Origin of the sequence: Azospirillum sp. SYSU D00513 (genome assembly GCF_017356015.1) — a bacterium.
In the GTDB taxonomy this organism is placed as follows: Bacteria; Pseudomonadota; Alphaproteobacteria; order Azospirillales; family Azospirillaceae; genus Azospirillum.
On record NZ_JAFIQV010000025.1, the window covers coordinates 57828 to 75524 of the forward strand.

Genomic DNA, 17697 nt, shown 5'->3' on the forward strand with positions numbered 1-17697 from the left:
GGCCGAATTTCGGAACCTCCGGCACGGCCCGGGATGGCGGGCTCGGCGCGGGGTTCCGTTGAACCAATGCGTGATTGGTTATCGCGCGAAATTCGTTTGTGAGTCAAGCAAACGAATTCGGAAAATAGGGATAGGCCGAAACGGACGGCCTGGAACAAGGAATTTTCTGCCTCTCTCCTTGCAGTCCGGACCGGAACATTGTACAACCAATCACCACATTGGTAACAGGATTGGTTCAGCCATGAGCCTCGGTCACGACGCCGCCCTGACGCAGCTCCGCGCCTTCCTGGCCTCGGCAGGGCTGCCCTTCAACAGCCGCCTCCCGCCGGAACGGGAGCTGAGCGAGACCCTGGGCGTGGCGCGGCCGGTGCTGCGCAAGGCGCTCGCCGTGCTGGAGCAGGAGGGGCAGATCTGGCGCCATGTCGGCAAGGGCACCTTCGTCGGCAGCCGGCCGCTGGACACCCACGCCGACATCGCGGCGGTGGCTCGGCGCACCAATCCGGCGGAGGTCATGCGCACCCGCCTGCTGCTGGAGCCGGAGGTGGCGGCCCAGGCCGCCGTCGGCGCGACCCCTGCCCAGATCCAGGAGATGCGCAACTGCATCGAGCGCAGCCGCTCCACCGAAAGCTGGCGCCAGTACGAGAGCTGGGACAACCGCCTGCACCGCCTCGTCGCCGAGGCGACCCACAACGAGCTGCTGCTGGCGCTGCTCGACACGCTGAACGCGGTGCGCCGCACCGTCACCTGGGGGCGGCTGCGCCCCGACCGGGCCAGCCCGCCGCCCGACCATCACAGCTTCACCGAGCACGAGGAGATCGTCGCCGCCATCGAGGACCGCGATGTGCAGCGCGCCCGCGACAGCATGCGCCGCCACCTGGAGCAGGTGGAACGCAAGCTGTTGCGGCCCCAATCCTCCTGATCAGGAGGCGCCGCTCGCGGCGCGCTGGCGCATGCCCATGGGGGACAGTCCGAACCAGCGGCGGAAGGCCCGGCTGAAGGCGCTGACCTCCGAATAGCCCAGGAGGAAGGCGATGTCGGCGACCGGCACGTGCGGCTGGCGGATGTAGAGCGTGGCAAGGTCGCGCCGCACCCCCTCCACGAGGTCGGAGAAGACGATGCCCTCCTCGGCCAGCCGGCGCTGCAGGGTCCAGCGCGCCATGCCCAGCGCGTCGGCAACCTCCTCGATGTAGGGGCAGCCCTCGGGCAGCCGGGCGCGCACCTCCGCCTTCAGCCGGTCGAGCAGCGGCGGCGCGCCCGTGTCCCGCGCGATGCTGACCAGCTGCCCGCTCAGCGCCGTCAGCCGCGCGAGGTCGCCGGCCGGCATGCGGCGGTCCAGGTCGCGGTCGCGCAGCACCAGCGCGTTGGTCCGCTGCCCGAAATGCACGGGGGCGTCGAACACCGCCTCGTGCCGGCGCCAGGCTTCCGGCCGGGCATGCTCGAAATGCACCTCCTCCGGCATCCAGTGCGGGCCGAGGCAGGCGCGCACCACGTTGGCGAACATGCCCATGGTCAGCTCGGCGTCCTGGCGCCGCTCCACCACGCGCCCGTCGAGGATGCGGTATTCCAGCCGCAGCAGCTCGCCCTCGCGCCGGAAGCGCGTCTCGGTCGCCTGCTGGTGGAAGGGGAAGAGCCGCGCGAGGTTGTCGAGTGCCGCCCCCAGCGTCGGCGAGGCGAGCGCGATGGCGCCGATCAGCCCGAGCATGTCCGGCTGGAACTGCCGGCCGTAGAGCAGGCCGAAATTGTCGTTGCCGGTGTCCGCCGCCGCGACTTCCATCATCGCGACGTAGGATCCGAGGTCGAGCGCCAACGTCGGCTGGTCGAGCTGGCGCTCGTCGATGCCCGCGCGCTGGAGGACCCGTTCGGGCCGACCGCCCTGGCTTTCGATGAAGCCGGAGATGCCGCAGGCCGCGGCGGCGAGAATGTTGCGTTGCACAACCGACGGGCACTCGCCGGAGTTCTGCCGGGAAAACGATCCGTTCAGCGTCATGGCACCGCCCCTTTGAGGTCACGCACGCTGGATCAGCAATCCGCGTGCCGCGGCATGGGGCAAGGATGCGCCGCTTTCCCGGATTTGTTCAATCCGCCAATTGTATGGTCACCCTCCGATCCTCACGGCCCATCACCCGGTCCCGTCCCGCCGCCTTGGCGGCGTAGAGAAGCTCGTCCGCGCGCCGAAGCAGGGCGGCCTCGTCGAGCGCCGGAATCCATTCGGCGACGCCGGCGCTGAAGGTGACGCGTAGCGTGTCGCCCGACGGCGTCAGGACCGGGCGGCCGGACAGCCGGAGCCGCAGCCGCTCGGCCAGCGCCGTGGCGCCCTCCAGCCCGGTGCCCGGTAGCAGGAGGGAGAATTCCTCCCCGCCGAGCCGGCCCGCCGCGTCCTTCGCGCCGATGGTTTCGCGGATCACGGTGGCGACCGCCAGCAGCACCTCGTCCCCCGTCGCGTGGCCGTGGGCGTCGTTGATGCGCTTGAAGCCGTCGAGGTCGAGGCTGACGAGGCTGAAGACCGTGCCGTCGGCGCGGCAACGCTCGATCTCCTCGCGAAGCCGGCCGGTGAAGGCGCGGCGGTTGAACAGCTCGGTCAGCGGGTCGCGGTGGGCGAGGTGCGAGACCTCGGCGAGGAGCGCTTCGACCTGCGCGGTGCGCTGGGCGACCTCCCCCTCCAGCCGGCGGGTGATGACGCCGAGCAGCAGGTGGATCAGCCCGGCGATCAGCAGGAAGGCGAGGACGGCGACGCCAACATTGACGAGCTGGCTGCGCTCGAAGGCGTGCACGGCGTCGTCCACGTCCACCCAGGCGAGGACGCTGCCCACGGCCGCCCGGCCGGGGTCCTCCTTGCCGAGATGGTCGCGCAGGGGAAAGCGGGTGGCGGCGAGCCAGCGGTCGCCCACCCGCACCAGCGCCGCCTCGGCCGTGGCGAGTTCGGCGCCCTGGACGGGGTCCATCAGCACGCGGGTGATGGCGGGGTTGGTCGAGGCCTCGATCAGCCAGTCGCCGGTGCGCCGGTCGTCGGTGAAGGTCGCCCCCAGGGCGTAGCCGTCCATGCGCCGCTCCACCGCCGCGCGGTCGAGCAGGATGGCGGTGCCGCAGCGGGAACTGGGGCAGATGGGGATCATCATGGTGTCGAGCGACGTCCCCACCTCCACGACGCCGAGCGGGCGGTCCCCGGCCACCGGCACGGCGGCGCGCAGCCCGACCGACAGGCGGTCGATGTCGAATCCCGTCGCGGCGCGCCGGCTGGCCGCCACCCGCGCCACCAGGGAATCCGGTCCCTCAGCGCGGTCGCCGTGGGCATAGGGCGTTTCCGCCCGCAGGAACACCGTGCCGTCCGGCGGCAGGTAGAAAGAGAGCTGCCGCAGCAGGTAGCGGAAGCGGAGCTGCGTCCAGCGCGGGCCGACGATGTCCATCAGCGCCTGGCGGTGGCGCTCGACCTCCCCGGACGCGGCATCGCCCCCGGGGTCCGCCGCAAGGGCCTCGCCCGCCGCCGCGAGATGCGTCTTCACGTCCTCCAGCTCGGCGACGAAGCTCGCGATCTCCATCAGCTTCAGTTCGGTTGTGTAGAGGGCGATGGAGAAGCCCTCGCGCAGCGTGGCCGCACGGTCGTGCATGGCAGCCATCAGCGCGTCGCGCGCCGTCGCTGCGCCGACCGCGACGAGGCCGATGTCCGTCGCCAGAAGCGCCGCGCAGAGTGACAGGAAGATTCGGTTCTTACGCGTCATGACCCGATCGTGCGCCTTCATGCGCACCTGGCCAGGTGCGCTTTCCTGCCGCATCCGTTTCCGGATGCGCCGTTGGGCGCACATGAATGCATGGCGCGCTGCCGACCGCGCAGATAGGGGCAGCGTCCACCAGAGGTAAAGTGAAGCTTTGATGACTCGCACCCCAGGACGTGCCGCTTCCCTGAAAACGGTGGGTCCCGGAAACCGCTCAAGCCTTCCCTTGTTGTTCAGGGGAAAGGGTGAGGGGTGCGACAGGAACGCCCTCCCCGCTCATGCCCCCGTCCGGGGGCGCGTCACGAACGAAGGATCCTCATCGACATGGCTTATGAACTGGTCCCGGGAGAGACCTGCGACGCGGCGGTGCGCCGCATCGTCGGCGAGCAGCTCGGAGGTGCGGCCGACGCGCTCCAGCGCGACGGCTCCTCGCGGCACGAGGCCGTGCACGAGGCCCGCAAGGCCTGCAAGAAGGCGCGCGCCGCGCTGCGGCTCGCCCGCGGCTCCATGGAAGAGAAGCCCTTTCGCCGGCTGAACGCGGCGATCCGCGACGCCCAGGGCAAGCTCTCCGGCGCCCGCGACAGCGCGGTCATCATCCAGACGCTCGACAAGCTGCGGTCGCAGTGCGGCGAGGAGCTGGCCGGCGGCGGGATCGATGCCTTCCGCGAGGTCCTTGTCGAGCGCTGCCGCCGGGTGGAGGCGGAGCAGCTCAGCGGCGGTGACGCCTTCGAACCGGTCGTGGCCATGCTGCGCTCCGCGCAGGAGGAGGCTGGAAGGCTGCCGATCGACGGCAAGGGCTTCGACGTGCTGCGCCCCGGCCTGCGCCGGATCTACCGGACCGGCCGCTCGATGCGCAACGGCGCCTTCCGGGATTCGGAGACGGCTCATGAATGGCGCAAGCAGGCCAAGAATCTCTGGTACACGATCCGGCTGATGGAGCCGGTCTGGCCGGGTCCGCTCGGCTGCCTGGGCGGGGAGCTGGAGGATCTGAGCGAGCGTCTGGGCGATCATCACGACCTCGCCGTCCTGCTGCACACGGCCGCCGACGCCGGCCAGGACGAGGCCACCGTCGCCGCGCTGAGGACGGCGGTCGAGCGGCGCCAGGGCGAGCTGGAACGCAAGGGCGCCCTGCTCGGCGAAAAGATCTTCGCCGAGCGGACGGACTGCTTCCTCGACCGCATGGAAGCCTACTGGTCCATCTGGAACCGCAAGGCACGCGACCGTGCCGCCGCCCGCCGCCCCGTCGAGGAGGCCGTGGCGGGAGCCTAGCGGCACCTTTCCCCGGCGGTCAGGCCCCGAGCCGCGCCGACAGAGCCCGCAGCCCTTCGGCGGTCACCGTGGCGCCGCCGCAGACGATCACCAGCACCCGCTCGAAGGTTTGCAGGGCCTCGTGCCGCCCATAGGCCAGGGCCAGCGACGCGCCGCAGGCGGGTTCGACCAGCAGCCGGTGATCGTCCAGGAAGTCCAGGCAGGCGCGGACCGCCTGCCCGTCCGACACGACCGCGCTGGTCACCGGATGGCGGGCGGTCCAGTCGAAGGCCGCCTCGCAGACCCGGCGAGCACCGAGCGAGGTGGCGACGCTGGCGATGCCCGGCAGTTCCACCCGGCGGCCCGCCGCCACCGACTGCGCCAGGGAATCGGCCCCGGCGGTCTCCACCGCCACGACCGGCACGTCGTCCCAGCCGTTGCGGCGCAGCCCCTCCACGACGCCGCACATCAGCCCGCCGCCGCCGACCGACAGCACCACGGCGTCCGGCCGCCAGCCGGCCGCCGCCACCTCGTCGATCATGCTGGCGTGCCCCCGCCACAGCAACGGGTCGTCGAAGGGGTGCAGGAAGGCGTCGCGTTCGCCGATCAGCGCCTGGGCGTGGGCGTTCGCCTCCTGCCAGGAAGGGCCGTGCACGATCACCTCGGCCTCCTCCTGGCGGATCAGGCCCTTGGCGTGTTCCGACGCCGTTTCCGGCACGACCACGGTCACCGGGATGCCGAGCTGGCGGCCGGCATAGGCGACCGCGATGCCGGCGTTGCCGCCCGAGGAGGAGATGAAGCGCCCCGCCCCCCGCTTCGCCTGCTCCTGGCAGGCGAGGCCGATGCCCCGCAGCTTGAAGGAGCCGGGCGGCTGCAAGGCCTCCATCTTCAGCCAGACGCCGCGGCCGGCGCGGGCCGACAGCGGGCGCGATTCGAGCAGCGGTGTTTCGATGTGCAGCGGCGTCATGGACCGGTCCTCCCTTGGAATGCCCGTACATACGAAGGCCCCAAGCGCCCGTCCACGGGCATGAAGGCATGCTTGCCATGCCGGGCCGCCGAATGGAAAAGGGGCCGCCGCCCCTCCGGACGGCGGCCCCTTTCAAAGAACGCCTTCGGTCACTCCGCGGCGGTGCCCGGCTTCACCGGGGCCATGGACAGCAGCGGGTCGGCCTCGCCGCGCCCGCGCATGCCGGCGGTGAGGCGGTAGAACAGGTAGGCCACGGCCATCAGCCCGACGAAGAGCGCGAAGACCAGGGCGTTGAAGTAGATCATCGTGGCGAGCGCGAGCAGCGCCAGCGCCAGCGAGATCGCCGGGAAGACCGGGTAGAAGGGCGCCCGGTAGGGCCGGTCCAGCGCCGGTTCGGTGGCGCGCAGGCGGAACAGGCTCGCCATGCTCATGATGTACATGACGATGGCGCCGAAGACCGACATGGTCACGATGTTGGCGGTCAGCGGCAGGCCGCCGATGGTGATGAACTGGTCCGAATAGATCGCCGCGATGCCGACCACGCCGCCGGCCAGCGTCGCCCAGTGCGGGGTGCGCCGGGTCGGGTGCAGCCGGGCGAAGACCGGCGGCAGGAAGCCGGCGCGGGCCATCGCGAAGATCTGCCGCGAATAGCCCATGATGATGCCGTGGAAGGAGGCGATCAGGCCGAACAGCCCGATCCAGATCAGCATGTGCAGCCAGCCGCTGGATTCGCCCACCACCGACTTCATGGCCTGGGGCAGCGGGTCGTTGATGTTGGAGAGCTGCGTCCAGTCGCCGACGCCGCCCGCGAAGATCATCGTGCCGAAGGCCAGCACCACCAGCGTCAGGATGCCGCCGATGTAGGCGCGCGGCACGGTGCGCCGGGGATCGCGCGTCTCCTCCGCCGCCATGGCCGCCCCCTCGATGGCGAGGAAGAACCAGATGGCGAAGGGGATGGCGGCGAGGATGCCGCCCAGCCCCTCCACCGTCAGGCTGTTGGAGCCGGCCCAGCCGTTGTTGGCGAAGTTCGCCCAGGAGAAGCCCGGCGAGACCACCCCCATGAACACCACCAGCTCGAAGATGGCGAGCAGCGTCACGAACAGCTCGAAGGTCGCGGCGATGGAGACGCCGGCGATGTTCAGCGCCATGAACAGCACATAGGCGCCGACCGCGATCAGCTTGGGATCGAGTGCGGGGAACTGCACGTTCAGATAGGCGCCGATGGCGAGTGCTATGGCCGGCGGCGCGAACAGGAACTCGATCAGCGTGGCGGAGCCGGCGATGAAGCCGCCCGTCGGCCCGAAGGCCCGGAAGCTGTAGGCGAAGGGACCGCCCGCGTGCGGGATCGCCGTGGTCAGCTCGGTGAAGCTGAAGATGAAGGTCGTGTACATCGTCGCGATCAGGATCGTCGTGACGAGGAAGCCCAGCGTCCCCGCGGCCGCCCAGCCGTAGCTCCAGCCGAAATACTCGCCGGAAATGACGAGGCCGACGGCGATGCCCCAGAGGTGAATCCCGCTGAGGCTCTTCTTCAATTCGGGTTTTGCGCTCCCGGACATGTGCTGTGCCCTCCTGCTCGGTTCAAATGCGGTCGATGGGACGCGGCCCGGAACCTTCCGGGCCTTGCAGGGCCGGGGCGTCTTCCTTGAGCGCGACCCCGGTCAGTTTCAGCCGGCTCGCCTCGCGGGCGAGCCAGCACAGCTTGTCGGCCGCCGCCCCGATGGGCAGGCCGGCGCCATGGATGTTGGAGATGCAGTTGCGCTGGGAATCCGCCCGGCCGGGCATCGGCGCCCAGGTCAGGTAGACGCCGAGGCTGTCGGCGGCCGACAGGCCCGGCCGTTCCCCCACCAGCAGCGCCACCAGCCGGGCGCCCAGCAGCGCCCCCACCTCGTCGCCCAGCGCCACCCGCGCCTGGCCGGCCAGCACCACCGGCGCCACGGACCAGCCCGGCAGCCGTTCCAGGCAGGCCCGCACCAGCGGGGCCGCGTGGGCCTGCACGGCCGCCGCCGACAGCCCGTCGGCGACGACGAAGGCGATGTCCCAGTCGCCGCGCGCCAGAACGGCACGGCTCGCCTCGTTCAGCCGCCGGCCGAGGTCCGGCCGGCGCAGGTAGGTGGCGCGGTCGGGTGCGGCGCTGTGGACGCGGACCGTTTCCAGCGGGGCGAGGTCCGCCGCCAGCCGGTCGAAATCCACGGCGCCATGCACCGCGTCGCGGGCGCGGGCGTGGGCGAGCTGGAACTCCAGCAGCGCCCTGGTCGGCAGCCCGTCGCCGCTGCGCCCCAGCCCGATGCGGGCGCGGGTCGCCTTGCGGAAGCGCAGCCAGGGGTCGGAGTTGTTGTCGGAGCCGTCGGCCATCAGGCGATCCTCCCCAGGAGGTTCCGCACCACCGCGCTCTGCGGCCCGCGCGGCGGCAGGCGCCCCTGCCCGTCCAGCCATCCGGCCTTTTCCAGCCAGGCCGCGAACTCCGGCGCCGGCGGGCGCTTCAGCAGGTGCCGCAGCCCCAGCACGTCGTGGTAGGACAGGCTCTGGTAATTCAGCATCACGTCGTCGGAGCCGGGCACCGCGATCAGGAAATTGACGCCGGCGGTGGCGAGCATCGTCATCAGGACGTCCATGTCGTCCTGGTCGGCCTCGGCGTGGTTCGTGTAGCAGACGTCGCAGCCCATCGGCACGCCGAGCAGCTTGGCGCAGAAATGGTCCTCCAGCCCGGCGCGGGTGATCTGCTTGGCGTCGAACAGATATTCCGGCCCGATGAAGCCGACGACCGTGTTGACCAGCAGCGGGTCGTAGGCGCGGGCGACCGCGTAGGCGCGCGCCTCCACCGTCTGCTGGTCCACGCCGTGATGCGCGTCGGCGGACAGGGCCGAGCCCTGGCCCGTCTCGAAATACATGACGTTCTGCCCGACCGTGCCGCGTTTCAGCGACAGCGCGGCGTCCCGCGCCTCGCGCAGCAGGGCGAGCGAGACGCCGAAGCCCTGGTTGGCCTTCTCCGTCCCGGCGATGGACTGGAAGACGAGGTCCACCGGCGCGCCGCGCTCGATGGCCTGGATGCTGGTGGTGACGTGGGCGAGCACGCAGGACTGGACGGGGATGTCGAAGCGCAGCCGCATCGTCTCCAGCATCTCCAGCAGCGTGATGCAGGCCGGCACGTTGTCGGTCGCCGGGTTGATGCCGATCACCGCGTCGCCGATGCCGTAGAGCAGCCCGTCCAGCGTGGCGGCGGCGATGCCCGCCGGGTCGTCCGTAGGGTGGTTCGGCTGGAGCCGGCTGGACAGCCGCCCCGGCAGCCCGACCGTGGTGCGGAACCCCGTGACGACCGAGCATTTCGCCGCCACCGTCACGAGGTCATGGTTGCGCATCAGCTTCGACACGGCCGCCGCCATCTCCGGCGTCAGCCCCGGCGCCAGCGCGGCGAGCGTCGCCGTGTCGGCCTCGTAGGACAGAAGCCAGTCGCGGAACTCCCCCACGGTCATGGAGGCGACCGGGACGAAGGCGGCCTCGTCATGCCCGTCCAGGATCAGCCGCGTGACCTCGTCTGCCTCATAGGGGACCAGCGCCTCGTTCAGGAAGACCCGCAAGGGCAGATCGGCCAGCACCATGCGCGCCGCCACTCGGCGCTCATCGCTGTCCGCCGCGATCCCCGCCAGCTCGTCGCCCGAACGGCGCGGCGAGGCGCAGGCCATCACGGCCCGCAGATCATCGAAGACATGCCGCTGCCGCCCCAGCGTGTGAGCGTATTCCGCCATAGCAGGCTCCCCGGCCAGACCATTCCATGAAGCGGTGAGGAGAGAAGCCTCGCACGGGTCCGGCCGGGGCCAGTTGACATTGGAACACAAAATTCATGGGAAGGCCGGGCGCCGGCAGCCCGGCCCAGCGGGACCGGTCGGGAATGCGGCGTCAGAACTTTGTAAGAAAGCGTGTCAGACGTCCGCCCCCGCGACAGCCCGATACAGCCCACGACAGCCCGTTACAAAAAGCCGGGTCCGCCGACACACCCCTGCGACATCCCCCCGCCATAACGGACCCCGCCGGACGAAGACCCCTCGGACGGCGCCCGGCCCGGGTGCCAAGCGCAGCCCCGCAGCTCCTGGCGACCTTGCCGCCCGGCCGGGCTCCCCAACCGTCGCGAAAGGACATTCCCATGACGATCCGCCACATCGCCGCCACCGCCCTGGCGCTGGCCACCCTGGCCGCCGGCCCCGCGCTCGCCGCCGACTTCACCTCCGACCTGCGCGAGGCCAAGGCCGCCAACGGCGCCTGGGCCGAACGCGAAACCCGCGACACGGTGACCACCCACCTCAGCGTCGCCGAATCCCTGCACGCCCGCGGCCGCGAGACCGAGGCCCGCCAGTACCTGAACTTCGCCCGCGGCATGCTGGACCTCGACCCGATGGCGGGGGGTGCCGGCGGAACTCAGATCGGCGAAGCGCCTGGGCAGCGGACCGGGATGAACTGAGGGCTGGCGGTTTGGAGGGAGGCCCGCATAAGGTGCGGGCCTCCCTAACCTAACACTACACCGCAGTCTGTCGATCTAAAATCAATATTATTCTTGAACATCCCTGCTGCTTAGATATGGTTGTTTTTGTTCTATCGACGCCCTCTTATTGTCACCTTAGTAGCCAGATGACCGGCGCGTTAGCAAAATAAATTCACAGCAGACCTTTTGAGCAGGCTCTTTAAGAGCCTCTCCTTCGCCCCCTTGATGCATTTCTCCTCGTCGATCTTTTCACAGCAAGCCCAATTCTGGTACTATTTGCTTTTTCCACATTTATCAGAAAATCTCGGTAAACGGTATTGACCTCCCAGAGAGTTGCTTGGAGATCATTCCACCTTACTTTACTCACCAGCGTTTGGTCTTGCTCAGGATCCAAATGCCTGTATCCATTTTTTTCTCGAATATCAGAAACTCTCGCGTTAAGAACACCACTTATGTAGAAGAATCTCCATATCTCAAAGATATCACTATCCTTTTGTTGATTCAATGAGCATCCATATAAAATCACACTGAATTTTGAGATAATTTTGCGGAAGTGGTCGAGAACCTCCTCAGAACTCATAGTGAAGCCACCATTTTTGTATTCTACATCAGCAAAAGTTTTCAGTATTTCAACTGCTGCAGGACACTCCAACACGACTTCTTGCCCGAATAAATTTGCAATCGTTTCAGAAAATCCGGGCATTACCGCCTGAAACACCTCCTCATCAATCCTTCCCTTCTTCTTTGATTCAGCTCTTTTTGCCAAAAGATTAACAAGCTGTATTGCGTCACGAGGGCGCTGCCTTGATCTTACTAAAATTAAATCTCGCCAGGACCTAAAATCTTCACTATGAGGCGCGCGCGCGCCAACGCCCTCAAAAAAGGGGCTGTAATGTTCTTGACCTCTTCCATCCAAGAATGGAGCGCCAGCGTTTCCGTCACTGCCTAAGTTTGCGGCGGCTAACGCTAGTCGTCTTTCGACAATTTTCTCAACATGGTCTTTGCTTGACTTCATAAGAACACAAAGACTTTTGAAGTGATCTGTTTGGTCACGCTGACCCGCAGGATCAACCTGCAACCGTTCCCAGACCTCGGACCGAAGGCTTACTACCGCCTTCACCTCTGGGATGTTGGAAGAAAGTCTTCGTACAGCCAAAAGGAGAGCCCATATCCTATTCAGGTGCCCAGGCTTTTCAGGGCTAGCAATCTGATCAGTATCATCAATGAAAACATAAAACCCTTTTGAATCAAGAGAGCGCTCTATAGCCTTCTCAAGCTCTGACCGTGTAACTTTAGAGAGATGCGGAAATGCAGAATTGAAGTCAACCTTGATAATCGGCTTAGCAACATCACCCAGAAACTTTCCCATTCTTCCGATGAAATCTGGTGACCTCTCACCAGTCGCTATCGCTTCTCGATAAAGTACTGCTCTATCGCCGTCGAACCATCCAGTAGATTCCTCTGAAAGCTTTGTTGCTATAGATGACATAAGTACGCTATAAAATACGCGAACCATGTCTCCGGTAGAGTTACTCTCGCCAATCCTACTGCTATCAATATCATAAGGCGTTATCAAAGTTGCAGGCACTGATTGCTGCTTTAGGACGCGCAAGGCAAAATCAATAATTGCACTCTTTCCGCTACCTTTGCTTCCCACAAGCAGGTGCGGATTGCCCACTGGCGGCGCCATGACATTAGAGAACTCGTCCACATACACAAACACTCTTTCAAGTATGGCCTTCTCACCCTCTGCTGTTCCAGAGGGAAACCAGGAGATAAGCTCATGCAAATTTTTATTCATGCTTCCCACCGCAAAAAGTTGATTTGACACATAGCGCCCCTACCAATAACGTTAACTTAAGTGTTTCCATAGACGGCACCCGGATTTGAATGCAAAACTACACCAATGCGCACCAAACGCCACGATTCATCGCCTCTGCAACTGCATTTTGAACCTATACTTTAGAAAACATCCACGTAAAAGCGACTCACTTCTGATGATTCATTTTCTACCATTTGCACCATCATTTGAAAATGGTCACCACGGAGCGGGCGTTCAACAAGCTGTGCGCGCACCCTCTCAGGAAGGTGGTGAGCAGATACAGTCACGGTTGAACGCTCGACCGGCGCAGGGACCTCCTCAGCCATGAAGCGACTGTACACCGGCGAAGCGATTGGGGCATCCACCTTTGTTCCCCGCCAGCGCTAATGCACAGACGCATTCGAACGATTCATAGCCATCTCATGCAGATCAACGCCTTGGATGTAGGGTCTATGCATCTTTCGTTTGCGCCTGACCACTAGCTTGACAAAAGCATAACCCAACCATCCGCCTTCCAAACTGTACCGGTTTGCCCCAATCCTGCCCTCTGATACAGTTTGCGACAGACCGGCGGCCGGCGGACAAACTTCCGCGACATGTCGGCCGTAGGCTTCCGGAAAGGGCGGAACACGGGCGCCTTCCAATGGCGCGGCCCATCAGCGCTCCACACCACCGGCATCGGTACTGGGGCTCCACAGCGAACGGGGGATTCAGCATGGCGCGATTGACCATCAACGGTGAGGTCCGGGAGGTCGATGTCGATCCCGAGACGCCGCTCCTCTGGGTGATCCGGGAGCAGGTCGGGCTGACCGGGACGAAGTTCGGCTGCGGGATCGCGCAGTGCGGCGCCTGCACGGTGCACATCGACGGGGTCGCCACGCGCTCCTGCGCGATGCCGGTCAGCGCCGTGACGGCCGAGCAGAAGATCACGACGATCGAGGGGCTGTCGCCCGACGGGTCGCACCCCTTGCAGAAGGCCTGGGCGGCGCTGGACGTGCCGCAATGCGGATACTGCCAGTCGGGGATGATCATGGCGGCGGCCGGGCTGCTCCAGCAGAATCCCAGCCCGACCGACGAGGACATCAATACCGAGATCACCAACATCTGCCGCTGCGGGACCTACAACCGCGTGCGCGCCGCCATCAAGCTCGCCGCCGACGGCGGCGCCACGCAGAACGGCTGAGGAGGATCGCATGACGACCGCACACGCCCCGTCCCGGCCCGGCCAATCCCAGCCCGCCGAATCCCCGCCCGCCCTCTCCCGCCGCGGCTTCCTCGTCAGCTCCGCCGCCATGGGCGGCCTGTCGCTGGGCTTCCACTTGCCCTTCCTGGCCTCCGCCGAAGCGGCCACGCCCGGTGCCACGCCGGCCGCCGCGGCGCCGGAGGTGAACGCCTGGGTGGTGGTCCGGCCCGACGAGACGGTGGTGATCCGCGTCGCCCGGTCCGAGATGGGCCAGGGCACGCTGACCGGCCTCGCCCAGCTCGTCGCGGAGGAGCTGGAATGCGACTGGGCGAAGGTCACGACCGAATACCCCACCCCCGGCCAGAACCTCGCGCGCGACCGCGTCTGGGGCAGCTTCTCCACCGGCGGCAGCCGGGGCATCCGCGATTCCCACGACTATGTCCGCAAGGGCGGGGCGGTGGCGCGCGAGATGCTGGTCGCGGCGGCGGCGGCGGAGTGGAAGGTGCCGGCGTCGGAATGCGCCGTGTCGAAGGGCGTCATCACCCATGGCCCCAGCGGACGCAGTACGACCTACGGCAAGGTCGCGACCGCCGCCGCCGGGATGCAGCCGCCGGCCGAGGTGCGGCTGAAGGACCCCAAGGACTGGACCATCGTGGGCAAGCCGCTGCCCCGGCTCGACACCGCCGACAAGCTGAACGGCAAGCAGGTCTACGGCACCGACCTGAAACTGCCGGGCATGCTGAACGCCGCCGTGCGCGCCTGCCCCACCTTCGGCGGCAAGCTCGTGAATTTCGACGCGGCGGCGGTCGCCGGCATGCGCGGCGTGCACAAGGTCGTGCGGGTGGATGACACCGCCGTGGCCGTGGTGGCGGAAACCTGGTGGCAGGCCAAGACGGCACTCGACGCCCTGCCCGTCACCTGGGACGACGGCCCGAACAAGGCGCTCTCCAGCGCCTCCATCGCGGAGACCCTGGCCGCCGGTCTCGATGCGGAGGAGGCCTTCGTCGGTGCGTCCGCCGGGGACGCGCGCAAGGCGCTGGCCGGGGCGGCGAAGACGGTCTCGGCCGTCTACGGCTTCCCCTACCAGAACCACGCCACCATGGAGCCGATGAACGCAACGGCCCTGTGGACCGAGTTGAGGTGCGAGGTCTGGGTGCCGACCCAGAACGGCGAGGCCAGCCTCGCCGCCGCGGCGGAGGCCGCCGGCCTGCCCGTGCAGAGCTGCGAGGTGTACAAGCTCCACCTCGGCGGCGGCTTCGGGCGGCGCGGCAACTTCCAGGACTATGTCCGCCAGGCCGTGAACATCGCCAAGCAGGTCCCCGGCCGCCCGGTCAAGCTGATTTGGTCGCGGGAGGAGGACATGCTGCACGGCGCCTACCATCCGGTCACCCAGTGCAAGCTGACCGGCGGGCTGGACGCCGAGGGCAAGCTGACCGCGCTGCACATGCGCATCTCCGGCCAGTCGATCCTCGCGGCGGTGCGGCCGGAGGGCATGCAGAACGGCAAGGATCCCGCCGTCTTCCAGGGGCTGAACATCAGCGGGCCGGAAGGGCACATCGGTTACGCGGTCGAGAACCTGCTGATCGACCACGCCATGCGCAACCCGCCGATCCCCCCGGGCTTCTGGCGCGGGGTGAACCTGAACCAGAACGCCATCTATCTGGAATGCTTCATGGACGAGCTGGCGCACGCCGCCGGCATGGACCCGCTGGCCTTCCGGCGCCGGATGATGGCGAACCACCCCAAGCACTTGGCCGTGCTCGATCAGGTGGCACAGGGCATCGGCTGGGACCGTCCGGCCCCGGCGGGCGTCCATCGCGGCATCGCCCAGATCATGGGCTTCGGCAGCTACGTCGCGGCGGCGGCGGAGGTGTCGGTGACCGACGGCAAGCTGAAGATCCACCGCATCGTCGCCTCCACCGATCCCGGCCACGCCGTCAACCCGGCCCAGATCGAACGGCAGGTCGAGGGTTCCTTCGTCTACGGCCTGTCGGCCTGCCTCTACGGCGAATGCACGGTCAAGGACGGTCGGATGGAGCAGACGAACTTCGACAGCTACGAGGTGCTGCGCATGGCGGAGATGCCGGCGGTGGAGACGATCCTCATCCCGTCCGGCGGATTCTGGGGCGGGGTGGGCGAGCCGACCATCGCCGTGGCGGCGCCGGCCGTGCTGAACGCCCTCTTCGCGGCGACCGGCAAGCGCATCCGGACGCTGCCGCTGAAGAACCATGACCTCGCATGACGGGCGGCCCGACGCCGCTCCGTCTCGCCCTGGCGCTGCTGGGCCTGTTCCCGGCGGCCGCCATGGCGGCGGATCTTCCCTCCTCCGATCCGCCGCCGGGCGCGTCCGCCTGCTCGGGCTGCCACGCCCCGGCCGCGTCCGACGGCGGCATGGCCCCGCTGGACGGCCGGCCGGCGGAGGACATCGTCGCCAGCATGCGAGGCTTCCGGTCCGGCACGCTGGAGGCGACCGTGATGGACCGCATCGCCAAGGGCTTCACGGATGAGGAAACGCGCGCCATCGCGGACTGGTACGCCGCGCGCGGAGGCCGGGATGCCGCGGCGAAGCCGTAGGGCCGTCCTGGGCAGCCTGGGCGGGCTCGCCGCCGGGGCGGCAGCCCTGTCGCTCGGGGCGCCCGCCCTCCTCGCCCAGGCGCCGCCGCGCGTCGCCGTGGTCGGCGGCGGCTTCGCGGGTGCGGCCTGCGCGCGCGAGATGAAGCGGCGGGACCCGTCCCTGTCGGTGATGCTGGTCGAGCCCAACGCCCGCTACACCGCCTGCCCCTTCAGCAACGCCGTCGTCGCGGGCCTGCGCGAGCTTTCGGCGCAGGAGTTCGGCTACGAGGGGCTGGAGAAGGCGGGGATCACGCTGGTCCGCCAGGCGGCCCTGGCCGTGGAGGCGGAGGCGCGGCGCGTGCGGCTCGCCGACGGCACGGCGCTCGGCTACGACCGGCTGGTGCTGGCGCCCGGCGTGGACATGCGCTTCGACGCCATTCCCGGCTACGACGAGGATGCCGCCGAGGCCATGCCGCACGCCTGGAAGGCGGGGGCGCAGACGCTCCTGCTGCGCCGGCAGCTGGAGGCGATGGAGGACGGCGGCGTGGTGGTGCTGTCGGCACCCGCCAACCCCTTCCGCTGCCCACCGGGGCCTTACGAGCGGGCGAGCCTGATCGCCCATTACCTGAAGACCCGCAAGCCTCGCTCCAAGCTGATCCTTCTCGACGCCAAGGACGCCTTCTCCAAGCAGCGCCTGTTCGAGGCTGCCTGGGCGGAGCTGTACCCCGGCATGATCGAATGGGTGTCGCTGTCCTTCGGCGGGCGGGTGACGGAGGCCGATCCCTCCACGCGGACCCTCGTCACGGAGTTCGGCAGCCACAAGGCCCAGGTGGTGAACCTGATCCCGCCGCAGCGCGCGGGGCGGATCGCCGAGGCGGCGGGCGTCGCCGACCGGACCGGCTGGTGCCCCATCGACCCCGTCACCTTCGAATCCACCCTGGTGCCGGGCGTCCATGTCATCGGCGACGCGGCCATCGCCGGGGCCATGCCGAAATCCGCCTTCGCCGCCCACGCCCAGGCCAAGGCCTGCGCGGGTGCGGTGCTGGCGCTGCTGGGTGGGCGGCCCCTGGCGGAACCCCGGCTGATCAACACCTGCTACAGCCTCGTGGCACCGGACTACGGCATCTCCATCGCCGGGGTCTACCGCCCCTCCGGCGGGCTGCTGGCGGACATCGAGGGGGCGGGCGGCACCAGCCCACGCGACGCCCCGCCCGCCTTCCGCGCGCGGGAGGCCGCCTACGCCGAGGCCTGGTTCCGGACCATCACCGGCGACGTGTTCGGATGAGAGGCGGGGCAATGCTGGCCGCGATGCTCATTCTCCCGACCCTCCCCGCCTTCGGCCAGGAATCCGCCCGGCGCGGCGTGGTGCCCTACGAGGTGGAGGGCGACGGCATCGTGCGGCCTCTCACCGGCGCGCCTGGCGATCCCAACCGTGGCGCGGCCCTGGCCGCCGACCGGCAGAAGAGCCTCTGCGTGCTGTGCCACCCCGGCCCCTTCCCCGACCAGCACCTGCACGGCACGCTGGCGCCGGACCTGGCAGGGGTTGGAAAACGGCTGACCGAGGCGCAGATCCGTCTGAGGGTCGTGGACAACAAGAGGCTGAATCCGGAGACCATCATGCCCGCCTTCCACCGCGTGACCGACGATCCGACCGTCGCGGCCGCCTGGCGCGGCCGGCCCATCCTCGGTGCCGGGGAGGTGGAAGACATCGTGGCCTGGCTTTCGACCCTGAAGGAGTGA

15 protein-coding genes are annotated in these 17697 nt (G+C 68.0%); 8 read left to right on the forward strand and 7 right to left on the reverse strand.

Annotation, left to right across the window (positions count from 1 at the left end):
• The first annotated feature begins 241 nt into the window (after positions 1–241).
• Positions 242–919: an FCD domain-containing protein gene (locus JUB11_RS18740; RefSeq protein ID WP_207460098.1), complete on the forward strand. Its 678-nt coding sequence runs from the start codon at positions 242–244 to the stop codon at positions 917–919.
• Here the strand turns inward: JUB11_RS18740 and JUB11_RS18745 are convergent, their stop codons facing one another.
• Positions 920–1987: an AraC family transcriptional regulator gene (locus JUB11_RS18745; protein WP_207460099.1), complete on the reverse strand. Its 1068-nt coding sequence runs from the start codon at positions 1985–1987 to the stop codon at positions 920–922. It abuts the gene before it with no gap.
• Between the two features lie 88 nt (positions 1988–2075).
• Positions 2076–3716, reverse strand: coding sequence for a GGDEF domain-containing protein (locus JUB11_RS18750; protein ID WP_207460100.1), 1641 nt, complete (start codon positions 3714–3716; stop codon positions 2076–2078).
• A 318-nt stretch (positions 3717–4034) separates the two neighbouring features.
• Here JUB11_RS18750 and JUB11_RS18755 point away from each other — a divergent pair, with 318 nt between their 5' ends.
• Positions 4035–4979 carry a CHAD domain-containing protein gene (locus JUB11_RS18755; RefSeq protein WP_207460101.1) on the forward strand — a complete coding sequence of 315 codons (945 nt, stop codon included), beginning with the start codon at positions 4035–4037 and terminating at the stop codon, positions 4977–4979.
• A gap of 19 nt (positions 4980–4998) precedes the next feature.
• On the opposite strand, the gene JUB11_RS18760 is transcribed toward JUB11_RS18755, so the two are convergent.
• The 4 genes from JUB11_RS18760 to JUB11_RS18775 form a co-directional block, all read right to left on the reverse strand.
• Positions 4999–5925 (reverse strand): serine/threonine dehydratase family protein, encoded by a 927-nt coding sequence (locus JUB11_RS18760; protein ID WP_207460102.1) that lies wholly within the window; start codon positions 5923–5925, stop codon positions 4999–5001.
• A gap of 149 nt (positions 5926–6074) precedes the next feature.
• Entirely contained in the window at positions 6075–7481 is a 1407-nt protein-coding gene (gene eat / locus JUB11_RS18765; protein ID WP_207460103.1) for an ethanolamine permease, read from the reverse strand.
• 22 nt (positions 7482–7503) lie between these two features.
• Positions 7504–8277 (reverse strand): ethanolamine ammonia-lyase subunit EutC, encoded by a 774-nt coding sequence (gene eutC, locus JUB11_RS18770; RefSeq protein WP_207460104.1) that lies wholly within the window; start codon positions 8275–8277, stop codon positions 7504–7506.
• Entirely contained in the window at positions 8277–9668 is a 1392-nt protein-coding gene (locus JUB11_RS18775; RefSeq protein WP_207460105.1) for an ethanolamine ammonia-lyase subunit EutB, read from the reverse strand. The genes eutC and JUB11_RS18775 overlap by 1 nt, the downstream gene beginning before the upstream one ends.
• Before the next feature lie 395 nt (positions 9669–10063).
• Here JUB11_RS18775 and JUB11_RS18780 point away from each other — a divergent pair, with 395 nt between their 5' ends.
• A complete protein-coding gene (locus tag JUB11_RS18780; protein WP_207460106.1) occupies positions 10064–10378 on the forward strand; it encodes a hypothetical protein in 315 nt (104 codons plus the stop codon).
• A 220-nt stretch (positions 10379–10598) separates the two neighbouring features.
• Here the strand turns inward: JUB11_RS18780 and JUB11_RS18785 are convergent, their stop codons facing one another.
• Positions 10599–12200, reverse strand: a complete 1602-nt coding sequence (locus JUB11_RS18785; RefSeq protein ID WP_207460107.1) for a hypothetical protein — start codon at positions 12198–12200, stop codon at positions 10599–10601.
• A 736-nt stretch (positions 12201–12936) separates the two neighbouring features.
• On the opposite strand from JUB11_RS18785, the gene JUB11_RS18790 reads away from it, so the two are divergent.
• Genes JUB11_RS18790 through soxX form a run of 5 tightly spaced genes read left to right on the forward strand, consistent with a single transcriptional unit; the run spans position 12937 to position 17697 of the window.
• The gene (locus tag JUB11_RS18790; protein WP_207460108.1) at positions 12937–13404 is read left to right on the forward strand and encodes a (2Fe-2S)-binding protein; all 468 of its coding nucleotides are present in this window, start codon (positions 12937–12939) and stop codon (positions 13402–13404) included.
• A gap of 10 nt (positions 13405–13414) precedes the next feature.
• Positions 13415–15646 carry a molybdopterin cofactor-binding domain-containing protein gene (locus JUB11_RS18795; protein WP_207460109.1) on the forward strand — a complete coding sequence of 744 codons (2232 nt, stop codon included), beginning with the start codon at positions 13415–13417 and terminating at the stop codon, positions 15644–15646.
• Positions 15643–15978: a hypothetical protein gene (locus JUB11_RS18800; protein WP_207460110.1), complete on the forward strand. Its 336-nt coding sequence runs from the start codon at positions 15643–15645 to the stop codon at positions 15976–15978. The genes JUB11_RS18795 and JUB11_RS18800 overlap by 4 nt, the downstream gene beginning before the upstream one ends.
• A complete protein-coding gene (locus tag JUB11_RS18805) occupies positions 15959–17242 on the forward strand; it encodes an NAD(P)/FAD-dependent oxidoreductase (protein WP_211112565.1) in 1284 nt (427 codons plus the stop codon). The genes JUB11_RS18800 and JUB11_RS18805 overlap by 20 nt, the downstream gene beginning before the upstream one ends.
• Before the next feature lie 11 nt (positions 17243–17253).
• Positions 17254–17697, forward strand: coding sequence for a sulfur oxidation c-type cytochrome SoxX (gene soxX, locus JUB11_RS18810; protein ID WP_207460111.1), 444 nt, complete (start codon positions 17254–17256; stop codon positions 17695–17697).

Coding starts and splice junctions, on each gene's coding strand:
- JUB11_RS18740 (WP_207460098.1), top strand. CDS start 242: ATGAGCCTCGGTCACGACGCCGCCCTGACGCAGCTCCGCGCCTTCCTG.
- JUB11_RS18745 (WP_207460099.1), bottom strand. CDS start 1,987: ATGACGCTGAACGGATCGTTTTCCCGGCAGAACTCCGGCGAGTGCCCG.
- JUB11_RS18750 (WP_207460100.1), bottom strand. CDS start 3,716: ATGACGCGTAAGAACCGAATCTTCCTGTCACTCTGCGCGGCGCTTCTG.
- JUB11_RS18755 (WP_207460101.1), top strand. CDS start 4,035: ATGGCTTATGAACTGGTCCCGGGAGAGACCTGCGACGCGGCGGTGCGC.
- JUB11_RS18760 (WP_207460102.1), bottom strand. CDS start 5,925: ATGACGCCGCTGCACATCGAAACACCGCTGCTCGAATCGCGCCCGCTG.
- eat (WP_207460103.1), bottom strand. CDS start 7,481: ATGTCCGGGAGCGCAAAACCCGAATTGAAGAAGAGCCTCAGCGGGATT.
- eutC (WP_207460104.1), bottom strand. CDS start 8,277: ATGGCCGACGGCTCCGACAACAACTCCGACCCCTGGCTGCGCTTCCGC.
- JUB11_RS18775 (WP_207460105.1), bottom strand. CDS start 9,668: ATGGCGGAATACGCTCACACGCTGGGGCGGCAGCGGCATGTCTTCGAT.
- JUB11_RS18780 (WP_207460106.1), top strand. CDS start 10,064: ATGACGATCCGCCACATCGCCGCCACCGCCCTGGCGCTGGCCACCCTG.
- JUB11_RS18785 (WP_207460107.1), bottom strand. CDS start 12,200: ATGAATAAAAATTTGCATGAGCTTATCTCCTGGTTTCCCTCTGGAACA.
- JUB11_RS18790 (WP_207460108.1), top strand. CDS start 12,937: ATGGCGCGATTGACCATCAACGGTGAGGTCCGGGAGGTCGATGTCGAT.
- JUB11_RS18795 (WP_207460109.1), top strand. CDS start 13,415: ATGACGACCGCACACGCCCCGTCCCGGCCCGGCCAATCCCAGCCCGCC.
- JUB11_RS18800 (WP_207460110.1), top strand. CDS start 15,643: ATGACGGGCGGCCCGACGCCGCTCCGTCTCGCCCTGGCGCTGCTGGGC.
- JUB11_RS18805 (WP_211112565.1), top strand. CDS start 15,959: ATGCCGCGGCGAAGCCGTAGGGCCGTCCTGGGCAGCCTGGGCGGGCTC.
- soxX (WP_207460111.1), top strand. CDS start 17,254: ATGCTGGCCGCGATGCTCATTCTCCCGACCCTCCCCGCCTTCGGCCAG.